This window comes from Nonlabens sp. (genome assembly GCF_965660805.1).
GTDB lineage: Bacteria > Bacteroidota > Bacteroidia > Flavobacteriales > Flavobacteriaceae > Nonlabens.
In genome coordinates this window covers 7,549-25,104 of the sequence record NZ_CBFIBE010000013.1, presented here as the reverse complement: position 1 = coordinate 25,104, position 17,556 = coordinate 7,549, and the positions used below count along the sequence as shown (strand labels likewise).

Sequence of the window (17,556 nt, the reverse complement as noted above, 5' to 3'; positions counted from 1 at the left end):
AATTATTTTTTTTAATCGCTATACCACAGCCTTTAACTGCTTTTTAATACCGCTTTTATCCAGTTTAGATTCTGCATAGGTTTTTGTGACTTTAAACTCCTTATCGTCACTGCTAGGTAAGTCAAACATAGCATCTGTAAAAATTGCTTCACATAGAGAGCGCAATCCTCGAGCACCTAATTTATATTCGATTGCTTTTTCAACGATGTAATCCAGCGCACCATCAGTAATGGTAAACGTGATATCATCCATGCCAAAAAGCTTTGTGTACTGCTTGATGATCGCATTCTTAGGCTCTGTAAGTATGGAGCGCAAAGTTCCAGCATCTAGCGGGTTCATGTGCGTTAAAACAGGTAAACGCCCTATGATTTCTGGAATCATCCCAAAGTCTTTTACATCTTTAGGAATAATATATTTTAAGATATTATCTTGATCCTTCACATCATCATTAGACATGCTAGCGCTAAAACCTACCGCTTGCATATTCAATCGCTTACGGATCACTTTTTCTATCCCATCAAAGGCTCCACCAGCGATGAACAAGATATTTTCTGTATTTACCTCAATGAATTTTTGATCTGGATGCTTGCGACCACCTTTAGGCGGTACGTTTACCACAGTTCCTTCTAGTAATTTAAGTAATCCTTGTTGCACACCTTCACCAGATACATCTCTAGTAATGGATGGATTATCACTCTTGCGAGCAATTTTATCGATCTCATCTATGAATACGATTCCGGTTTGTGCTTTTTCTAAGTTATAATCGGCAGCCTGTAGGAGACGTGTTAAAATACTTTCTACATCTTCACCTACATAACCAGCCTCTGTAAGTACGGTAGCATCTACTATGGCGAGTGGTACATTAAGCATGCGGGCTACGGTTTTGGCAATAAGTGTTTTACCAGTTCCCGTTTGTCCTACCATGAGAATGTTAGATTTTTGAATCTCAACATCATCATCGTTATCTACTTGTAATAATCTCTTATAGTGATTATAAACAGCAACAGACATCACTTTTTTAGTGAATTCCTGTCCTATAATGTATTCATCTAGAAATGCCTTAATCGCTTGTGGTTTGCGCAGCTTTAACTCGGCAGTAGTGACTCCAGTTTCATCTTCTTTCTTAACGTCTTCCAGTACTATTCCATGTGCTTGTTCTATGCAACGGTCACATATATGTGCGTCCAGTCCTGCAATAAGCAAATTGGTATCGGCTTTATTGCGGCCACAAAAACTGCATTCTAGTTGTTCTTTACTCATAATTTATGGTTTGTAGTAACGGGATTCATGTATACGCTTTCGCGAAAGCATAACACAAACAACTCCTTTACTAGTCACGAGTTAATACTTCATCAATCATACCGTATTCCTTAGCCTCTGCAGCTTTCATCCAGTAATCACGATCAGAGTCTTCATAGACCTTTTCATAGGTCTGATTTGAATGCTTAGCGATGATCGTATAAAGTTCTTCTCTTAACTTCACGACCTCGCGCGCGGTGATTGCTATATCGCTGGCCTGACCTTGTGCGCCACTAGAAACCTGGTGGATCATTACACGACTGTGCGGTAGAGCGCTGCGTTTCCCGTCTGCTCCTGCACATAATAATACAGCTCCCATACTAGCCGCCATACCGGTACAAATGGTCGCCACGTCTGGTTTTATGAACTGCATGGTGTCATAAATACCTAGACCTGCATAAACGCTACCACCTGGTGAGTTAATATAGATTTGTATGTCTTTATTTGCATCAGTACTTTCTAAGAAAAGTAATTGTGCTTGTATAATGTTTGCCACCTGATCATTAACACCAGTACCCATAAAAATAATGCGGTCCATCATAAGACGTGAGAATACATCAAAGATGGCAATGTTCATCTGGCGTTCCTCGATGATATTAGGAGTAAGGTTAGTAGGGTATATGCTACCCATTATTTTATCGTAATACATCGGGTTCACACCTTGATCCTTTACGGCAAATTTTTCAAATTCTTTAGATATATCCATGTGGTAATATTACTTTATATAAGATAGAAAAGGCGTTAACCATATGATAAAAGTTAACGCCCTAAAGATAGACCATCCTCAGTCCTTCCCAAAGGGAAGAAAGTTTAAAATTTATCTTTAATAAATTTTAAGAATAGCTTTTGAATTATTGATACATAATAAGCTTTAAACAAATCCTTTCCACTGGAAAGGATTTAGGAAATGCTTATGACTCATAGGCTTCTTTAATAAATTCTTCATAGGTAAGCTCTTTTTTCTTGAGCTTAGAATTATCCTTAAAGAATTGTAACATTTTTTCATTTTGTAACTGCTCGCTCATTCTTTTTACCTCATCTTGGTTTTGCATGATACGGGCTACAACTCCATCTACCTCTTCATCTGTAGCGTCCATATGACCATATTGAGCCATTTGCGCTTTTATTTGTGTGCGAGAGTAGTCTTGTAGTTCTTCAAATTTCAATTGAAGATCTGGATTGTTTTTTAAGATTTTTGCTTCTATTAATTGATAGCGCAATCCTTTTTCAGAGCGCTCATACTCTGCAGCGGCATCTTCTTCACTCATAGGGTTCTCTCCAGAGTTTGCAATCCACCTTTTCAAGAAGTCTGCTGGAAGGTCAAATTTAGTGTTCTCGATTAATCCTTCAGTGACGTCAGTAAGTAGCTTTTGGTCAGTTTGTTGAGAGAACTGGCGTCCAGCGTCTTCTCTTAAACGATCCATTAATTCTTCTTTACTAGAAATAACTCCAGGACCGAATAGTTTATCAAAGAACTCTTGATTCATCTCTGCAAGCTCACGCTCGTTCACTTCAGTGATTTCAAAAGTTACTTTAATATCTAGTCCGTGAGCTTTATCGTGCTCTACTTTTAAGAAGTTCATCAAATCGTGATCGTCTTCAAAAAGGCCTTTGGTTTTTAAATCTAGAGTGTCGCCTACTTTACTGCCTATAAATTTCTTAAGGTTAGTTTTCCCTTTTAATTTATCGGTTTTAAAAGTAGCATCACTATTGATCTCCTCATCATCATTACGGAATACTCCAGTGATCTGGTCACCATCTGCAATACTGTCTTTTGCGATAAGTTTCCCGTATTGCTCACGTATGCGATCGATCTGACGGTTGAGAGTATCGTCATCAGTTTTAATCTCATAATGAGTAATGGCTTTTTTACCTTTTACTTCTACTTCAAACTCTGGTGCGATACCTAGTTCAAATTCAAAGGTAAAATCATCGCCTTCCCAGTCTATGTCGTCCTGTGCTTTAGGTAAAGGATTTCCTAGAAGTTCTAATTCTTCTTTAGTAATGTACTCATTTAGTTGTTGCTGGATCATTTTATTGATCTCATCTACTAATAGAGGAGTACGGTATTTTTTACGGATAAGGCTTGCCGGTACATGTCCTTTTCTAAAACCAGGAATGGTTGCCGTCTTGCGGTAGTCTGCAAGTAACTTATCTACTTTTTCTTGATAATCTGCTTTCTCAATGTTAAGAGTAAGCGTCGCATTAAGTGCGTCTATGTCAGTGCGCTTGATATTCATTTAAAGACTTTTAAGTGCTGTTAAAATTGGGTTGCAAAATTACTCTTTATTTACGTGTAAACAAATAGTTTATGATAGGTAAGTGCTCAGTGCCTATCGTTTTAACCATTATTTATGGGTATTCTATTAAAAAAAACAAGATAACGCTGCGTTCATGGATATAAGATGAAGGTTGTTTTCACTGATACTTTAATTTCATTTTCGAGTTTCAGTTCGAGTACAAATCTTAATTGTTATCCTTTTCTAAAATTTTAAATAAAATAGATCTTCCTATAGCTAGAAGTAGGGCAAATATAAACGCCCATAAAAACCCGTTTACTTCAAACCCATCAACAAGCCAGTCTGCCAGTAAAATAATGATGGCATTAATAACCAGTAAAAATATTCCTAGTGTTAAAACAGTTACTGGAAGTGTAAGTATAACTAGAATAGGTCTTACAATAAAGTTAAGTAGGGAAAGTGATAACGCCACTAGAACAGCGCTTACATAATTATCAACCGTAACGTTAGGTAGTATTTTTGATAGTATTACTACAAGAACAGCTGTTATTAATAGTTTAAGGATAAATTTCATAGAATGTTTTTTTATGAGGTAACAAGGTGAAATTTTAATAAAAAATCCGCCTCGATGTAACCGAGACGGATTCTTAATTAAATATGTGAAAAGATCTAGTTTACTAAGTCACTAGTCTGTACTGATCTGTAATTACCTATTTCTACTTTAGGAATGGTAGAACCGTACTTTTCGTTTATAGCATCTATGATTACGTTTGCTGTAAAGGCATAGCCACGTGGCGTTGGGTGAACTGCATCTAAAGAGAAAGCACCACCACTCGCATAGGTAGAGCTTAAAACTCCACCGTTAAAAGATACGCCGCCAGCAGCAACTTCAGCTAGTGCTGCTTTAGCATCTACATAAACTAGATCATTTGCAGCTGCTATGTTTTCTAGCGTTGTATTGTAGGCGTTTTGCGCATCGCTTATAGCTGTTTGTTCAGTTGATGTTAAAACATTTTCATCTCCAAGCGGCACCGCTACACCTATTACGGATAATGGATCATTAGGGTCTGCCTGTGTACCTATGACAGAGGCGCTGGTAAATGTTATTAAATCAGTATCATTAGTTTGTCTTAAATTAGGAAGACCAAAGCCTGAAAGATCTGTTAAGTCTTCATCTACCATAAGCATAAAATTCTGACCAGCAGTAAAGTTTATAGTTCTTAGAGCAGCTTCGTCAGCAGTAATTGCGCCTGCGCCAGCAGCGGCTTGCAATCCACCGTTGTATTGCTGTATTGCCGGGTTAGACATAACTTGGCCAGCTGTAGCTGCATCCAGCGGTATGGCGTTTGAAGGAACCGTTGTGAAAAAAGGAATAGAGGTCACATTAGGAATATTAATTAAAGCTCCTTTTGCACCGTTTGAGGTTAAAGCTGTAACATAACCATTTACCGCACCAGCAAAAACATTAGGATCTGTGATGTCATTACTTCCGTAAGTTGTTGGGTCTAAATTTCCAAGTTGATCTACTCCTGAACCACCAGAAGTTGCAAAAGATAGAATATCATTATTTCCTATCCACAAAGTAAAGAAACTCGGGTTTGCCGCTACTGCATCACCTATAACTGTGGATGTTCCGCTGGATGCAAAGCGCACGTAGTAAGGGTTTGCTTGACCTAATAGAAGACCAGCTATGTTACCATAACCAGGAGCTCCTAAATGAAAGCTCTTTGCACCAGGAACACCGTAGTTATTTAACTTTCCTGTTACTGTATTAGTTATATCTGTAGTAGGTGTTGCTCCAGTATATACAGCAGGTCCAGCTGGGCTACCCATTCCGTCTGAAGCTAATACAAACCTGTTACCAAAACCAGGAATAGGTACACCAGCAGCTAATAGACCACCAGCGTTATCGTTCACTAATGGTTGGATAAATTCACCACCACCGGCAAGTTCCATCTGTCCAGCCATAATTGCTGGGAAAGATTTTGTTTGAGCGTCTAGGTAGAGAGCACCATCAGCATATCCTGATGTTAATGAGTTTCCTATGGCTACGTAGTTTGAAAAATCTGCTTCACCAGAGGTGTAGACATCTACCTCATCGATAGGGTTTTCAAATTCTGTTTCACAACTTACTATTGCAGCTGCTGCAATAAAAAGTCCTATATATTTTAAATTCAATTTTTTCATGATAATATTTTTTACATGCTATAAGTTACTCCTATACCAGGAATAAGCGCTTGTGATTTATAAGTTCCACCAAAACTAGATGCCGTGCTTGCTCCTGGATCTGTAAAGAAGTCATAAGACTCGTTTACTTCTTTGAATCTTAAGTAAAGGAAAGAGGCGTCTATCGCAAGTTTAGAGTTTACTTGATAAGAAAGACCAAATGTGTAACCTTGAGAATCGTTACGCGGTGTTTCTGGAGCAAAATATCCAGATTGTACTGGTGATTCATCAAAGTACCATCCGGCACGAATGGTTAATTTATCATTTGCTTCATATTGAGCACCTAATCTCCAGGTAGAAGCGTCTTTATAGTTTCTCGGGTTGATAGAGGTAGTACCGTTATCAAATACTAGATCTAGACTTTCATATTCACTCCACATGGCGCGGTTGTAATCAAAGGCTAGTAATAACTTATCCCATTTATAACTTACACCTACCGTAAGTTCTGCCGGTAAAGGAAGCGTTGCTTCAAAACCAGTTTCTCCATTTGCAGGAGTTAAACTTGATACAGGGAAGTTAGTAAATGATGCAGTACCGTCTGTACTGTCTATATTTATTAAGGAACGATAGTTGAAACCTAGTGTAAAACGATCATTAGGAGTAAACATTAATCCAGCAGTCCATCCATACCCTAAGACACCTGTGTCTTCTATAGCTACGTTAGAACGTTCTCCATTTTCATTTGTAAGTGAACGACCAGCGTTTCTATTAAATGAAACACCACCTATAGCGATGATGGGTCCAGCACCTATACTTACACTATCAAAAAGCTGGTAAGCAACAGTAGGTTGAATAAATATGGCACTTAATTCTATTTCATTTACTAAGTGAGAACCAGCCCAGTTAGGTTCCCAAGAAACGGTACTACCAAATGGTGTATAAATACCTAATCCCACGGCTAGTTTTTCATTAATCTTATAAGATCCATAAGCATAAAATGGTGTTCCTACAGGACTGTCTGTTTCGGCAGTTGTACCGAATTCTGCGTTTTGATAAGATACATCAGAAAACACACCGAATCCACCGGCACTAAAATTTAGTTTATTTTCTAAGTGCACAATACCAGCTGGGTTAAAGAATAGAATATCAGCATTATTAACTACAGCAACACCTGTGTGTCCCATGGCTAACTGTCTATTACTCTGTGTACTTACACGATATCCACCGGCATAGGCCATGGTAGAAATCAAAAGAAGCACGGCTAAAGCTTTTAATTTGTTCATAATCAGTTTGTTGTTAAAAATATTCGGGTTATAATTTTTCAAATTTAGTATTTTAAAGTTCTTACGCAAGCGTTTTCGTGACTATTATGCTTGCATAGCATCTATTCTTCTAGAAATTTTGTAACCGTTTCATAGAATAATTCAGGCTGTTCTGCGTGTAGCCAGTGACCAGCATTAGGGATTGTTTTTAAGTCAGCTTTCGCGAAAGCGTGTTCAATAATTACTATATCGTTATTTGTAATGTACCCTGAATTACCACCGCGCACAAATAAGGTAGGGATCTGAATTTGCTCGGTAATAGCATCTTGAAAGCCTATGGTATTCTGACTATTTCCTAAAACATCGAGATTAAAACGCCATCCATAACGGTTTTTATCTACTCGGTACAAGCTCTTTAATAAAAACTGACGTGTGCCAAAATCTGGAATACGTAGGGCAAGTTGCTTATCTGCCTCTTTACGACTTTTAATGGTGTTAAAATCTAAAGATTTTAGACCGTTTATAATATCGCTGTGATGGGGTGCATATTCTTTAGGAGCAATATCTGCAATGATTAATTTTTCAATCAGATTAGGAAAATCTACAGCTGTTTTCATAGCTACTTTTCCTCCCATGGAGTGCCCTAGTAAATAAATAGATTTTAATTGGTGCTCATCACAATACTCTTTAATGTCCTGAGCTAGGATTTCATAATTGAATTCATCACTATGTAAACTACGGCCATGATTGCGCTGGTCTATTAAGTGAACTTCATATCTGTTTTCACTCCATTGTTTACCTAGTGTTTTCCAGTTATCAGCCATTCCTAAAAAGCCGTGTAGAATAACCAGTGGTTTTCCTTCTCCTATAATAATTGAATGTAACATTTAGTCAGTAAGTCTTGCTTTATACATGTTTACTACGTTTTCTAATCCCATATACAGGCTTTCTGAAATGAGCGCGTGTCCTATGGAAATCTCTAGTAAACCAGGAACCTGGTCCTTAAAATACCTCATATTTTCTAAGGATAAATCATGGCCAGCATTTATACCTAAACCTAACTCTAAGGCTTTTTTTGCGGCTATAATATAGGGTGCTATAGCGTTTTCTTTATCTAGAGTATATCCATGTGCATAAGCTTCTGTATATAGCTCAATACGATCTACGCCAGTTTTTGCGGCGCCTTCTACCATTTCAGCACTAGGATCTACAAATATGCTGGTCCTTATCCCTTGATCTTTGAAGTGTTTTACTATTTGAGTTAAATAATCTTGATGTTTAATGGTGTTCCAGCCTGCATTTGATGTAATGGCGTCTACTGCATCGGGAACTAGAGTCACTTGTGCAGGTTGCACTTCATCTACGAGGGCAATAAACTTCTCATTAGGGTTGCCTTCTATATTGAGCTCTGTATGTATTACTTTTTTAAGGTCACGAGCATCTTGGTACCTGATGTGTCTTTCATCTGGTCGAGGATGAATGGTTATGCCTTGAGCTCCAAAACGTTCTATGTCTAAAGAACACTGAATTAAATCTGGAACATTCCCACCGCGAGCATTGCGCAATGTTGCTATTTTATTAACGTTAACACTAAGTGCAGTCATAATAATTTATTAAGATTCAAAAATACAAAGGAAACATCGCAACGAGTAATCACAGAAATGATTAATTTGCAAAAAAGAACATTTATGAATATTCAAGAATATATTATTAATGATGTGAAACCCTTACAGGTTACAGATGCTGTTAAGGTGTCCCAAAATATATTCTCGCAACTCACCTATTCTCATTTACCAGTAATGGAAGGAGATACGTATATAGGTTGCCTATCAGAGACAGATACGCATTGTTTTGAAACAGGTTGTTCTGTGATGGATGTGAAATATGCCTTAGATACCTTTTTTGTGAAAATAGATACTCACTGGCTGGATGTTTTAGAGGCTTTTGCACAACACGACTGTAACGTCATGCCGGTTTTAGACTTAGAAAATAAATATCTAGGTTATTATGAGCTTAAAGATATTTTACAACTGTTTAACGATTCACCTTTTTTATATGAGTCTGGAGCAGTAATAGTGTTAGAAAAAGGAACAACAGATTATAGTTTTAGTGAAATCACTCAAATAGTGGAGTCTAATGATTCAAGCCTGTATGGTTGTTTTATAAGTAATTATAAAGATCACCTGACTCAGATTACTATTAAAGTGAGTCCTGAAAATGTGAATCAAATTCTACAGACTTTTAGAAGATATGGTTATGAAGTAGTAAGTGCTGCAGAGGAAGATTCATACCTAGATAATCTTAAAGAAAGATCAGACTACCTCAATAAATACCTGAACATATAATGAAAAAAATAGCTATTTATGGTCAGTACTTGCAAGATGATAGTGTCGCTATTGTTAAAGAAGTTCTTGTTCTATTAAAACAACAGGATTGTGAAGTTTTTGTAGAAAAGGAGTATGCGGGACTTATTAATAATCAAGCAGACTTATCTCAGGTCATTATTTTTGAAGAGCTAGATGCTTCCTATGATTTAATGATTAGCATAGGTGGTGATGGAACTATTTTACGGGCGGTATCTTACATCGGGAGATTGAACATTCCTGTAATGGGAATAAATACGGGTAGATTAGGTTTTCTGGCCACATTGCAACCAGAAGAACTAGCGCTGGCTTTTAAATTACTATTTGCAGGAAAATATAGATGGAGTAAGCGCAGTTTAATAACCGCCAGCTCTAATCATCCAGTAAATCATCTTGAGCCTAATAATTTTGCGCTTAATGAAGTGGCAGTAAGCCGCATGAATACTACAAGTATGATTCAAATAGAGACGCACCTCAATGGTGAGTTGCTTACCTCTTACTGGGCAGATGGGTTAATAATCTCAACGCCTACCGGTTCTACAGGGTACAGTTTAAGTTGCGGTGGACCTGTTATTTCTCCTGATACAAATGCGCTGGTTATTACACCTATCGCGCCTCACAACTTAAACGCTAGACCACTTGTGATTCCAGATCATACTGAAATTACTCTAAAAGTAATGGGTCGTGAAAATGAATTTCTTGCTTCTTTAGATAACCGTATTGCTTCTTATCCAGATGAGACTGTGCTTACTCTTAAAAAGGCAGATTTTACGATCGATCTTATAGAATTAGACCACGCTAGTTTTATAAAAACCATACGTCATAAACTTCTTTGGGGAGAAGATAAACGCAATTAAACAATAATTTTAAAAAAAGCTAGTTTTACATTACTCACAATCGTGCATGTTTACTCATGCTAGGTAACTAGAATTGTTATATTTGCACGTTTTAAAAATTTCATGAGGTTAGTAATATTTTTAAGTATCTCTTTTTGTTTCGCTTTCGCGAAAGCACAAACCTATGAAGTAGGAGTGTTTGCTGGTGGAGGAAATATAATCGGTGATGTAGGAAGTACGCAATTTGTTGATCCTTCTGACCTTGCTGTAGGAGGTATTATTAAATGGAATAGAAGTACTAGACACGATTTTAGAGCATCTTTAACTTTTGCAAATATGGTAGGAGATGATAATGATAGTGATGATAGATCAAGAGATTTAAGAGGTTATAATTATAATTATAAATTAATCGAGGCCAGTATAGGAATTGAATATAACTTTTGGGATTGGGAACTCTATACTGGGCAACCTCATCTCGTTCCTTACATGTACACTGGAATAGTAGGGTTTCAGTATGAGGCACTGAGACTAGACGCTGGAACAAATGCTCTGGTAGAAACAGGAACAGATCGAGGTCTCGCTATCCCTTTTATTTTAGGTGTAAAAACAAATATTTCCTCTCATCTAGTACTAGGAGCTGAAGTAGGCGTGCGTTACACCTTTACAGATAACCTCGATGGAAGTAATCACGAAGACTTTCAGGACTTAAGTTTTGGAAACATTAACAATAATGATTGGTATGTTTTCTCAGGTGTAACCTTAACTTACGCATTCGGTAGAAAACCGTGTTATTGTAATTTTTAGAAATGGATTATAACGTTTTACATAACCAGAATATACCACAGCATGTTGCTGTGATTATGGATGGTAATGGTCGCTGGGCAAAAAAACAAGGCCTTATGCGTGTGCGTGGACATGAAAAAGGAGCAAAAGCAGTACGTGAAACGGTAGAAACCTGTGCAGAGCTAGGAATTAAGAACCTAACCCTTTACGCATTTAGTACAGAGAACTGGAAAAGGCCTAAACTAGAAGTAGACACTTTAATGAAACTCCTAGTTTCAAGCCTTAAAAAAGAGCTGTCTACCTTACAAAAAAATAATATTTCCTTAAGGGCAGTAGGTAGTTTAGAATTATTACCTAAAACTGCTCAAAAAGAACTTCAGGAAGTTATTACAGCAACTCAGAGTAATAAACACATGATACTAACTCTAGCACTGAGTTACGGCTCACGTGAAGAGTTAATTACTGTGATTAAAAATGTAGCTACTCAAGTTAAAAACGGTGATATAGAAGTAGAACATATTAATCAAGACACTATAAATGGCTTACTATATACTAACTATATGCCAGATGTAGATTTATTAATAAGAACAAGTGGAGAACAGCGTATCAGTAACTTTTTACTGTGGCAAATTGCCTATGCAGAACTTTACTTTACAGATGTACTTTGGCCTGATTTCAGAAAAGAACATCTCATAGAAGCATTAAAAAATTATCAAGATCGAGAACGTAGATTCGGTAAAACGAGTGAACAATTATAGAATAATGACAAGAAAGCTAGCACACTCGCTACTAATAGCAGTAGTATTTTTATTAAGTACTATCGCTACGGCACAAAAGGATGACACACCTATAGGTAAAGCCACTAAATATAAAATAGGGGAGATTGCTGTTACTGGCAGCCAGACCTATAATGAAAATACAGTAATAGCCTTTACAGGTTTACGTAAAGGAGATGAGATTTACGTTCCCGGCCAGCGATTAAGCGATGTTGTTAAAAAATTATGGGATCTTAAACTCTTTAGCGATATAAGATTTTATAAAACCAGTGTCGTTCCTGATCCAGAAGGTGGAGCAATAGACCTTATTAATCTAGAATTAAATATTGTTGAGGTTCCTAACCTTAATAATGTTGAAATTACAGGTATTAGAGATGGAAAAGCAAAAGATCTTAGAACCGAATTAAAACTTACTTCAGGTCGTAAAGCTACTGAAAACCTTGTTACAAATACTCGTAACTTTATTGAAAACAAGTATAAAGAAAAAGGTTTTCTATATGCAGATGCGTTAGTGCGAGTAAGGGAAGTAGTAGATACTGCTGATCAAAGCACCAATCGCGTGGATATGAAAATAGACATCGATAGAGGTGAAAAAGTAAAAGTAGAAGAAATTACTTTTACGGGTAATGATCTCATCGATGATAAAAAGTTGCGCAAAGCCATGAAAAATACAAAGCAACGCAACCCGATCAGGCTTTTAAAACGCTCTAAGTATATAGAAGAAAGCTATCAAGAAGACTTGAATTCAGTACTTAATGCTTATAAAGAAAAAGGTTTTAGAGACGCCCGTATTCTAGGCGATACTTTAATAAAACTTAGCGATAAAAGAATAGCACTAGATATTAATGTAGAAGAAGGAAGGAAGTACTATTTCGGTAACATAGATTTTGTGGGTAATACGGTTTACACAGATGATCAATTAAAGCGTATTCTTAAAATAGATAAAGGAGACGTTTATAATGGTGTAGCTTTTTATGATAGAATTAGTAAACCTCAAGACCCAGATTCTGATGATATTTCTAACCAGTATCAAAATACAGGATATTTATTTTCTTCTGTTAACGCTGTAGAAACTCGAGTTTATAATGACACCATTGACTTTGAAGTACGTATCGTGGAAGGTCCAGAGGCTTATTTTAATAATATTACGGTTACTGGAAACACGAGAACAAACGACCACGTTATTTATAGAAATTTACAGACCACTCCAGGAGAACGTTACTCTAGACAAAAAATCATTAACTCCATTCGTGAATTAGGTCAGTTAGGATTCTTTAATCCAGAGACTATAAATCCACAATTAAAGAATGTAAGCCAGCAAGACGGAACCGTAGATGTAGAATATGAGTTAGAAGAAGCAGGCGCCAGCCAGATTGAACTACAAGGTGGTTATGGTGGTGGTGGATTTGTAGGAACACTAGGATTGCGTTTTAACAACTTCTCATTACGTAATTTATTTAATGGTAAAGCTTATGAGCCTGTTCCTATGGGAGATGGACAGACACTCGCCATACGTGCACAAGCCAGTGCTATTTTTAGAACCTACAGCTTAAACTTCACAGAACCATGGCTAGGTGGTAAAAAACCAGTATCATTTAATGTGTCTTTTTCTCACAGTGAGCAGTTCCGTGTGAACCAGCAAAATTTTAGAGAAGTGGACCGCAGTCAGCGATTCTTAATTACAGGAGGAACCATAGGAATTGCAAAAAGATTAGAATGGCCAGATAACTACTTCCAGTTCTCTCAAGCGCTATCTTTCCAGCACTATAACTTAAAGAATTTCCAAAGTCAGTTATTCAACTTCCCTAATGGTTTTTCTAATAACCTAGCATATACTATAGGACTGAGTAGAAATAACGTAGGTGTAAACCCTATTTATCCTACTTACGGTTCTTCATTCTCTATTACAGCAAAGCTAACTCCTCCATTCTCATTATTTAATGGAGTAGATTATGCAACCTTAGAAGATCAAGCAGAGTTTCAAACGAATGGTGTTGCAGATCCAGCAAAAATAGATCAGGAGCGTTTTAAGTTTTTAGAATACTATAAAGTAAAGTTTCAAGGAAAGTGGTACACACGTTTATATGATAAACTAGTACTAGAAACTAATACAGAATTTGGGTTCTTAGGAGCTTACAGTCAGGATAGAGGTCTCGTGCCTTTTGAAAGATTCTTTGTAGGTGGTGATGGACTTGGAGCTTTCTCTTTAGATGGGCGTGATATCATTAGAATGCGTGGTTATGATAACTCAGCACTTACTACTAATCCTGATGGAGATACGGTATATAATAAGTTCTCTATGGAGTTAAGATACCCTATCTCATTGGAGCAGGCAGCATCTATTTATGTACTCTCATTTGCAGAGGCTGGTGGCTCGTATCAAAAATTTAGAGATTACAACCCGTTTGAGGTACAGCGATCTGCAGGAGCAGGATTGCGTATATTTATGCCAGCCTTTGGGTTGTTAGGAATTGATTTTGCTTATGGATTTGATAAAGTTCCTACGCAAATAAGTAACGATCCTAGTGGATGGAATGTTCACTTTATTATTGGACAGCAATTCTAGAATGGCACGATATTTTCTATAAACACTTTGAGCTTATGAAAAATAAGATTTTTATTATCAGTATAATGACCTTGATGAGTTTCGCTTTCGCGAAAGCGCAAGGAGGAACCCGAGGAATAAGAGTAGCATTTATAGATATGGAGTACATCCTTGAAAATGTGCCTGAGTATCAAAAAGCAAATCAACAACTCGAGCAAAAAATGGGTAAATGGAAACAAGAGATTGATGCCATGAACCTGGAAGTGCAACAAATGAAAGATGCGCTACAAAATGAACGAGTACTGCTTACTAATGAGCTTATTGAAGAGAAAGAGGAAGATATAAAAATTAAGGAAGAAGAATTACTAGAGTATCAACAAAAACGATTTGGAGTAGGAGGAGATTTTGAATTACAAAAAATCCAATTAATACAACCTGTCCAAGATCAGGTTTTTAATGAAGTGCGCAAAATAGGAGGAATGAAAAAGTATGATTACATACTAGACAGTTCTGAAGCTGCTATGCTATATAATGCTGAGCGACACGACCTAAGCGATCAAGTGTTAAAAGCTATAGGTAGAACCGCAAAAATTGATTCTAGAAATAAAGGAAAAGGAAAAAAGCCTACTAAAGAGGAAATAAAGGAACAAGAAAAAGAAGATCGTTACCTATCAGTTCAAGAGGCTGAGAAGGTAGAAGAAAAAGAAGAGGCAAGAGAACAATTACTCAATGATCGAGAAAAAGCAAGATTAGAAAAATTAAGAGTGAGAGACTCTATAAAAGCGGCACGAGCGGCAGCTTTTAAAAAACGTAGAGATAGTATCCTAGACGCCAGAAAGAGACGCAGAGATAGTATTTTAAAGGTAAGGGAAGAAAAAAGGAAGGCAAATCAAAAAAAGTCATAAGAAACTAAATAATCGGTTGATACTATTATATTTGCAGCCGCATTAGTATACATTAAAGCAAAACAACAATTAATAAAAAGAAAATGAAACAAGTAAAAACACTTATAACAGCAGCAGTAGTAATGTTCCTTATGGCAGGAATTAATACAGTTCAAGCTCAAGCTACACCTAGTAAAGTATGTCACGTAGCTTCTCAAGAATTAGTAGAGCAGTTACCACAGGCTAAAGCAGCTGATAAGCAATTAAGAGATCTTGCAAAGACCTATGAAGCAACTCTTGCTGAAATGGATAAGGAATTACAAAATAAAGCTGAGCAAATGAAAAGCCTTTCTGATACACGCAGTGAAGAAGAAAACCAGCGCGCCTATGCAGAGCTTATGGCAGGACAGAAAAAATTAGAAGAGTACTACCAAAGTTCTCAAGGAGCAATGGGTCAGAAAAGAACAGATCTTTTAAAGCCATTATATAAAAAAGTACGTGATGCTATTCAAAAAGTAGCTCGTGCAAAAGGATTTGATTATGTGCTTGACTCTACCACAGGTACAGGAGTTATCATGGCTGATGGTTATGATATCACACCAGATGTTAAAAAAGAATTAGGAATTACAGAGTAATCTCTATTAACTACATTTAAAACCGCTTAGTTTTCTAAGCGGTTTTTTTGTGTCTTATAATTAGTAATCGTCTTATCTTTATCGCATGAGTAATAGTAATCCTATAGGGTTTTTTGATAGTGGAGTAGGAGGAACGTCAGTATGGAAAGAGGTAGTTCAACTTTTACCTCACGAGAATACGATCTATCTAGCAGATAGTGCTCATGCGCCTTATGGGCGCAAACCACAAGAAGAGATCACTAAGCTATGTATTAAGAATACAGAGTATCTTATAAATCGAGGTTGTAAACTTATAGCAATCCCATGTAATACGGCAACGACTAACAGTATTGCTTACCTTAGAGAACATTATGAGGTGCCGTTTATAGGGATTGAACCAGCTATTAAACCTGCCGCATTAAATAGTAAAACCGGTAAAATAGGGATTCTCGCTACTCAGGGAACACTGTCCAGTGAGTTGTTTAATAGAACTCAAAAAGCCTTTACTAAAGACGTAAATACCATCGAGATCGTAGGTACAGGAATCGTGGAACTCATCGAGGCTGGAAAGAAAGACTCTGAAGAAATGCGTAATCTACTCGTAGGAATTACAGAGCCGTTTATGATATCAGGAATAGATTATTTAGTCTTGGGCTGTAGCCATTATCCTTATATAAAAAACATGCTGCAAGAGCTCTTACCTAGTCGTGTGAAAATTATAGATAGCGGTGCTGCTGTCGCGAGACAAACACTTCACATTTTAAAAGAGTTCCATCTATTGAATCAACAAGAGATTTTAGGAACACACGAGCTGTATTCTAACAGGAACACCACGGTACTTGATGTACTCACCAGCAAAATTCAAAACCGAGAAGTTCATTTTCTAGATTTTTGATAATTCTTAACCGATTAACTAAAAAACTTAAAAAGCTCCAGCTTACGACTAGGACTCACGGGTAACTCTACATCGCTTAGCATTACACTACCGCCTTTTCCTTTTTTATAAGCTGTTACGTGAGAGGCGTTGATTAAATGGGATTTATGAATACGACAAAACCCTTTTTCAGACAGCATCTCGTCAAAGTGCTTTAAGGTTTTAGAAACTAATTTTTGAGAATGAGCTAGAAATACATGAGTATAATTATCATCTGCGCTGCAGTAAATGATGTCCTTTATAGGGATGACTTCAAAACCTTCTTGAGTAGGAATGGTTATTTTATCATGCAATTGAGAACCGTTTTGCTCTTTTACTGATAGGCCTATGTGAACTTCTTCCTCACGTTCTTTAATGCTTTTTACGAGATCTACGGCTTTAATGAGTTCATCTATCTCTATAGGTTTAGTGAGGTAATAAGCCGCTTGTCGATTCAATGCGTCTTTAGCATATTGATCATAAGCCGTTACAAATATGGTTTCAAAATCACGATCACCTACCTGATCCAGTAAGTCAAAGGCAGTTCCATAAGGCATTTCTACATCTAGGAATAATAGATCTACACTTATTTTACGTAGTAATTGTAGTGCCTCGTCCACATTAGTAGCTTCATCCACTACAGTGACGTCAGGGCAATATTTACCTAGGTAATTTTTTAAAATTTCTCTAGATATTTGCTCGTCTTCTACGATGATTGCTTTTAATTCCACAATTGGTATTATTTGATGTATAACTTTCTGAGGTAACCAGTTGATTTTTTATCTGCCAGTTCCATCTTTCGTTATTCGTTATTCGTTATTCGTTATTCGTTATTCGTTATTCGTTATTCGTTATTCGTTATTCGTTATTCGTTA

At 36.9% G+C, this 17,556-nt stretch carries 17 protein-coding genes; 8 read left to right on the top strand and 9 right to left on the bottom strand.

Going from position 1 to position 17,556, the window contains the following annotated elements; translation table 11 throughout:
• Positions 1–18 precede the first annotated feature (18 nt).
• The 8 genes from clpX to ACTF48_RS05055 form a co-directional block, all read right to left on the bottom strand.
• Entirely contained in the window at positions 19–1,260 is a 1,242-nt protein-coding gene (clpX, locus tag ACTF48_RS05090; RefSeq protein ID WP_438962063.1) for an ATP-dependent Clp protease ATP-binding subunit ClpX, read from the bottom strand.
• A 70-nt stretch (positions 1,261–1,330) separates the two neighbouring features.
• Entirely contained in the window at positions 1,331–2,005 is a 675-nt protein-coding gene (locus ACTF48_RS05085) for a ClpP family protease (RefSeq protein ID WP_438962062.1), read from the bottom strand.
• A 205-nt stretch (positions 2,006–2,210) separates the two neighbouring features.
• Positions 2,211–3,539 carry a trigger factor gene (tig, locus tag ACTF48_RS05080; protein WP_438962061.1) on the bottom strand — a complete coding sequence of 443 codons (1,329 nt, stop codon included), beginning with the start codon at positions 3,537–3,539 and terminating at the stop codon, positions 2,211–2,213.
• A 226-nt stretch (positions 3,540–3,765) separates the two neighbouring features.
• Positions 3,766–4,113 (bottom strand): phage holin family protein, encoded by a 348-nt coding sequence (locus ACTF48_RS05075; RefSeq protein WP_438962060.1) that lies wholly within the window; start codon positions 4,111–4,113, stop codon positions 3,766–3,768.
• Positions 4,114–4,208: 95 nt separating this feature from the next.
• The gene (locus tag ACTF48_RS05070) at positions 4,209–5,726 is read right to left on the bottom strand and encodes an SGNH/GDSL hydrolase family protein (RefSeq protein WP_438962059.1); all 1,518 of its coding nucleotides are present in this window, start codon (positions 5,724–5,726) and stop codon (positions 4,209–4,211) included.
• 11 nt (positions 5,727–5,737) lie between these two features.
• Positions 5,738–6,988: an OmpP1/FadL family transporter gene (locus ACTF48_RS05065; protein ID WP_438962058.1), complete on the bottom strand. Its 1,251-nt coding sequence runs from the start codon at positions 6,986–6,988 to the stop codon at positions 5,738–5,740.
• A gap of 101 nt (positions 6,989–7,089) precedes the next feature.
• On the bottom strand, positions 7,090–7,854 hold the full coding sequence (locus tag ACTF48_RS05060) for an alpha/beta fold hydrolase (protein ID WP_438962057.1): 765 nt from the start codon (positions 7,852–7,854) through the stop codon (positions 7,090–7,092).
• Complete coding sequence (locus ACTF48_RS05055; RefSeq protein ID WP_438962056.1) at positions 7,855–8,571, bottom strand: pyridoxine 5'-phosphate synthase; 717 nt, start codon at positions 8,569–8,571, stop codon at positions 7,855–7,857. It abuts the gene before it with no gap.
• Positions 8,572–8,655: 84 nt separating this feature from the next.
• Here ACTF48_RS05055 and ACTF48_RS05050 point away from each other — a divergent pair, with 84 nt between their 5' ends.
• From ACTF48_RS05050 to murI, 8 genes are all read left to right on the top strand, one after another.
• On the top strand, positions 8,656–9,312 hold the full coding sequence (locus ACTF48_RS05050; RefSeq protein WP_438962055.1) for a CBS domain-containing protein: 657 nt from the start codon (positions 8,656–8,658) through the stop codon (positions 9,310–9,312).
• A complete protein-coding gene (locus ACTF48_RS05045; protein WP_438962054.1) occupies positions 9,312–10,187 on the top strand; it encodes an NAD kinase in 876 nt (291 codons plus the stop codon). Before ACTF48_RS05050 ends, ACTF48_RS05045 begins: the two co-directional genes overlap by 1 nt.
• A gap of 102 nt (positions 10,188–10,289) precedes the next feature.
• Positions 10,290–10,970 carry a DUF6089 family protein gene (locus ACTF48_RS05040; protein ID WP_438962053.1) on the top strand — a complete coding sequence of 227 codons (681 nt, stop codon included), beginning with the start codon at positions 10,290–10,292 and terminating at the stop codon, positions 10,968–10,970.
• Positions 10,971–10,972: 2 nt separating this feature from the next.
• Positions 10,973–11,707 carry an isoprenyl transferase gene (locus tag ACTF48_RS05035; protein ID WP_438962052.1) on the top strand — a complete coding sequence of 245 codons (735 nt, stop codon included), beginning with the start codon at positions 10,973–10,975 and terminating at the stop codon, positions 11,705–11,707.
• 4 nt (positions 11,708–11,711) lie between these two features.
• Positions 11,712–14,291 (top strand): outer membrane protein assembly factor BamA, encoded by a 2,580-nt coding sequence (gene bamA / locus ACTF48_RS05030; RefSeq protein WP_438962051.1) that lies wholly within the window; start codon positions 11,712–11,714, stop codon positions 14,289–14,291.
• Between the two features lie 35 nt (positions 14,292–14,326).
• The gene (locus tag ACTF48_RS05025) at positions 14,327–15,175 is read left to right on the top strand and encodes an OmpH family outer membrane protein (RefSeq protein ID WP_438962050.1); all 849 of its coding nucleotides are present in this window, start codon (positions 14,327–14,329) and stop codon (positions 15,173–15,175) included.
• Between the two features lie 83 nt (positions 15,176–15,258).
• Positions 15,259–15,789: an OmpH family outer membrane protein gene (locus ACTF48_RS05020; protein WP_438962049.1), complete on the top strand. Its 531-nt coding sequence runs from the start codon at positions 15,259–15,261 to the stop codon at positions 15,787–15,789.
• 85 nt (positions 15,790–15,874) lie between these two features.
• Positions 15,875–16,663, top strand: a complete 789-nt coding sequence (murI, locus tag ACTF48_RS05015) for a glutamate racemase (protein WP_438962048.1) — start codon at positions 15,875–15,877, stop codon at positions 16,661–16,663.
• A 14-nt stretch (positions 16,664–16,677) separates the two neighbouring features.
• Here the strand turns inward: murI and ACTF48_RS05010 are convergent, their stop codons facing one another.
• Positions 16,678–17,412, bottom strand: a complete 735-nt coding sequence (locus ACTF48_RS05010; protein WP_438962047.1) for a LytR/AlgR family response regulator transcription factor — start codon at positions 17,410–17,412, stop codon at positions 16,678–16,680.
• Between the last annotated feature and the right edge of the window lie 144 nt (positions 17,413–17,556).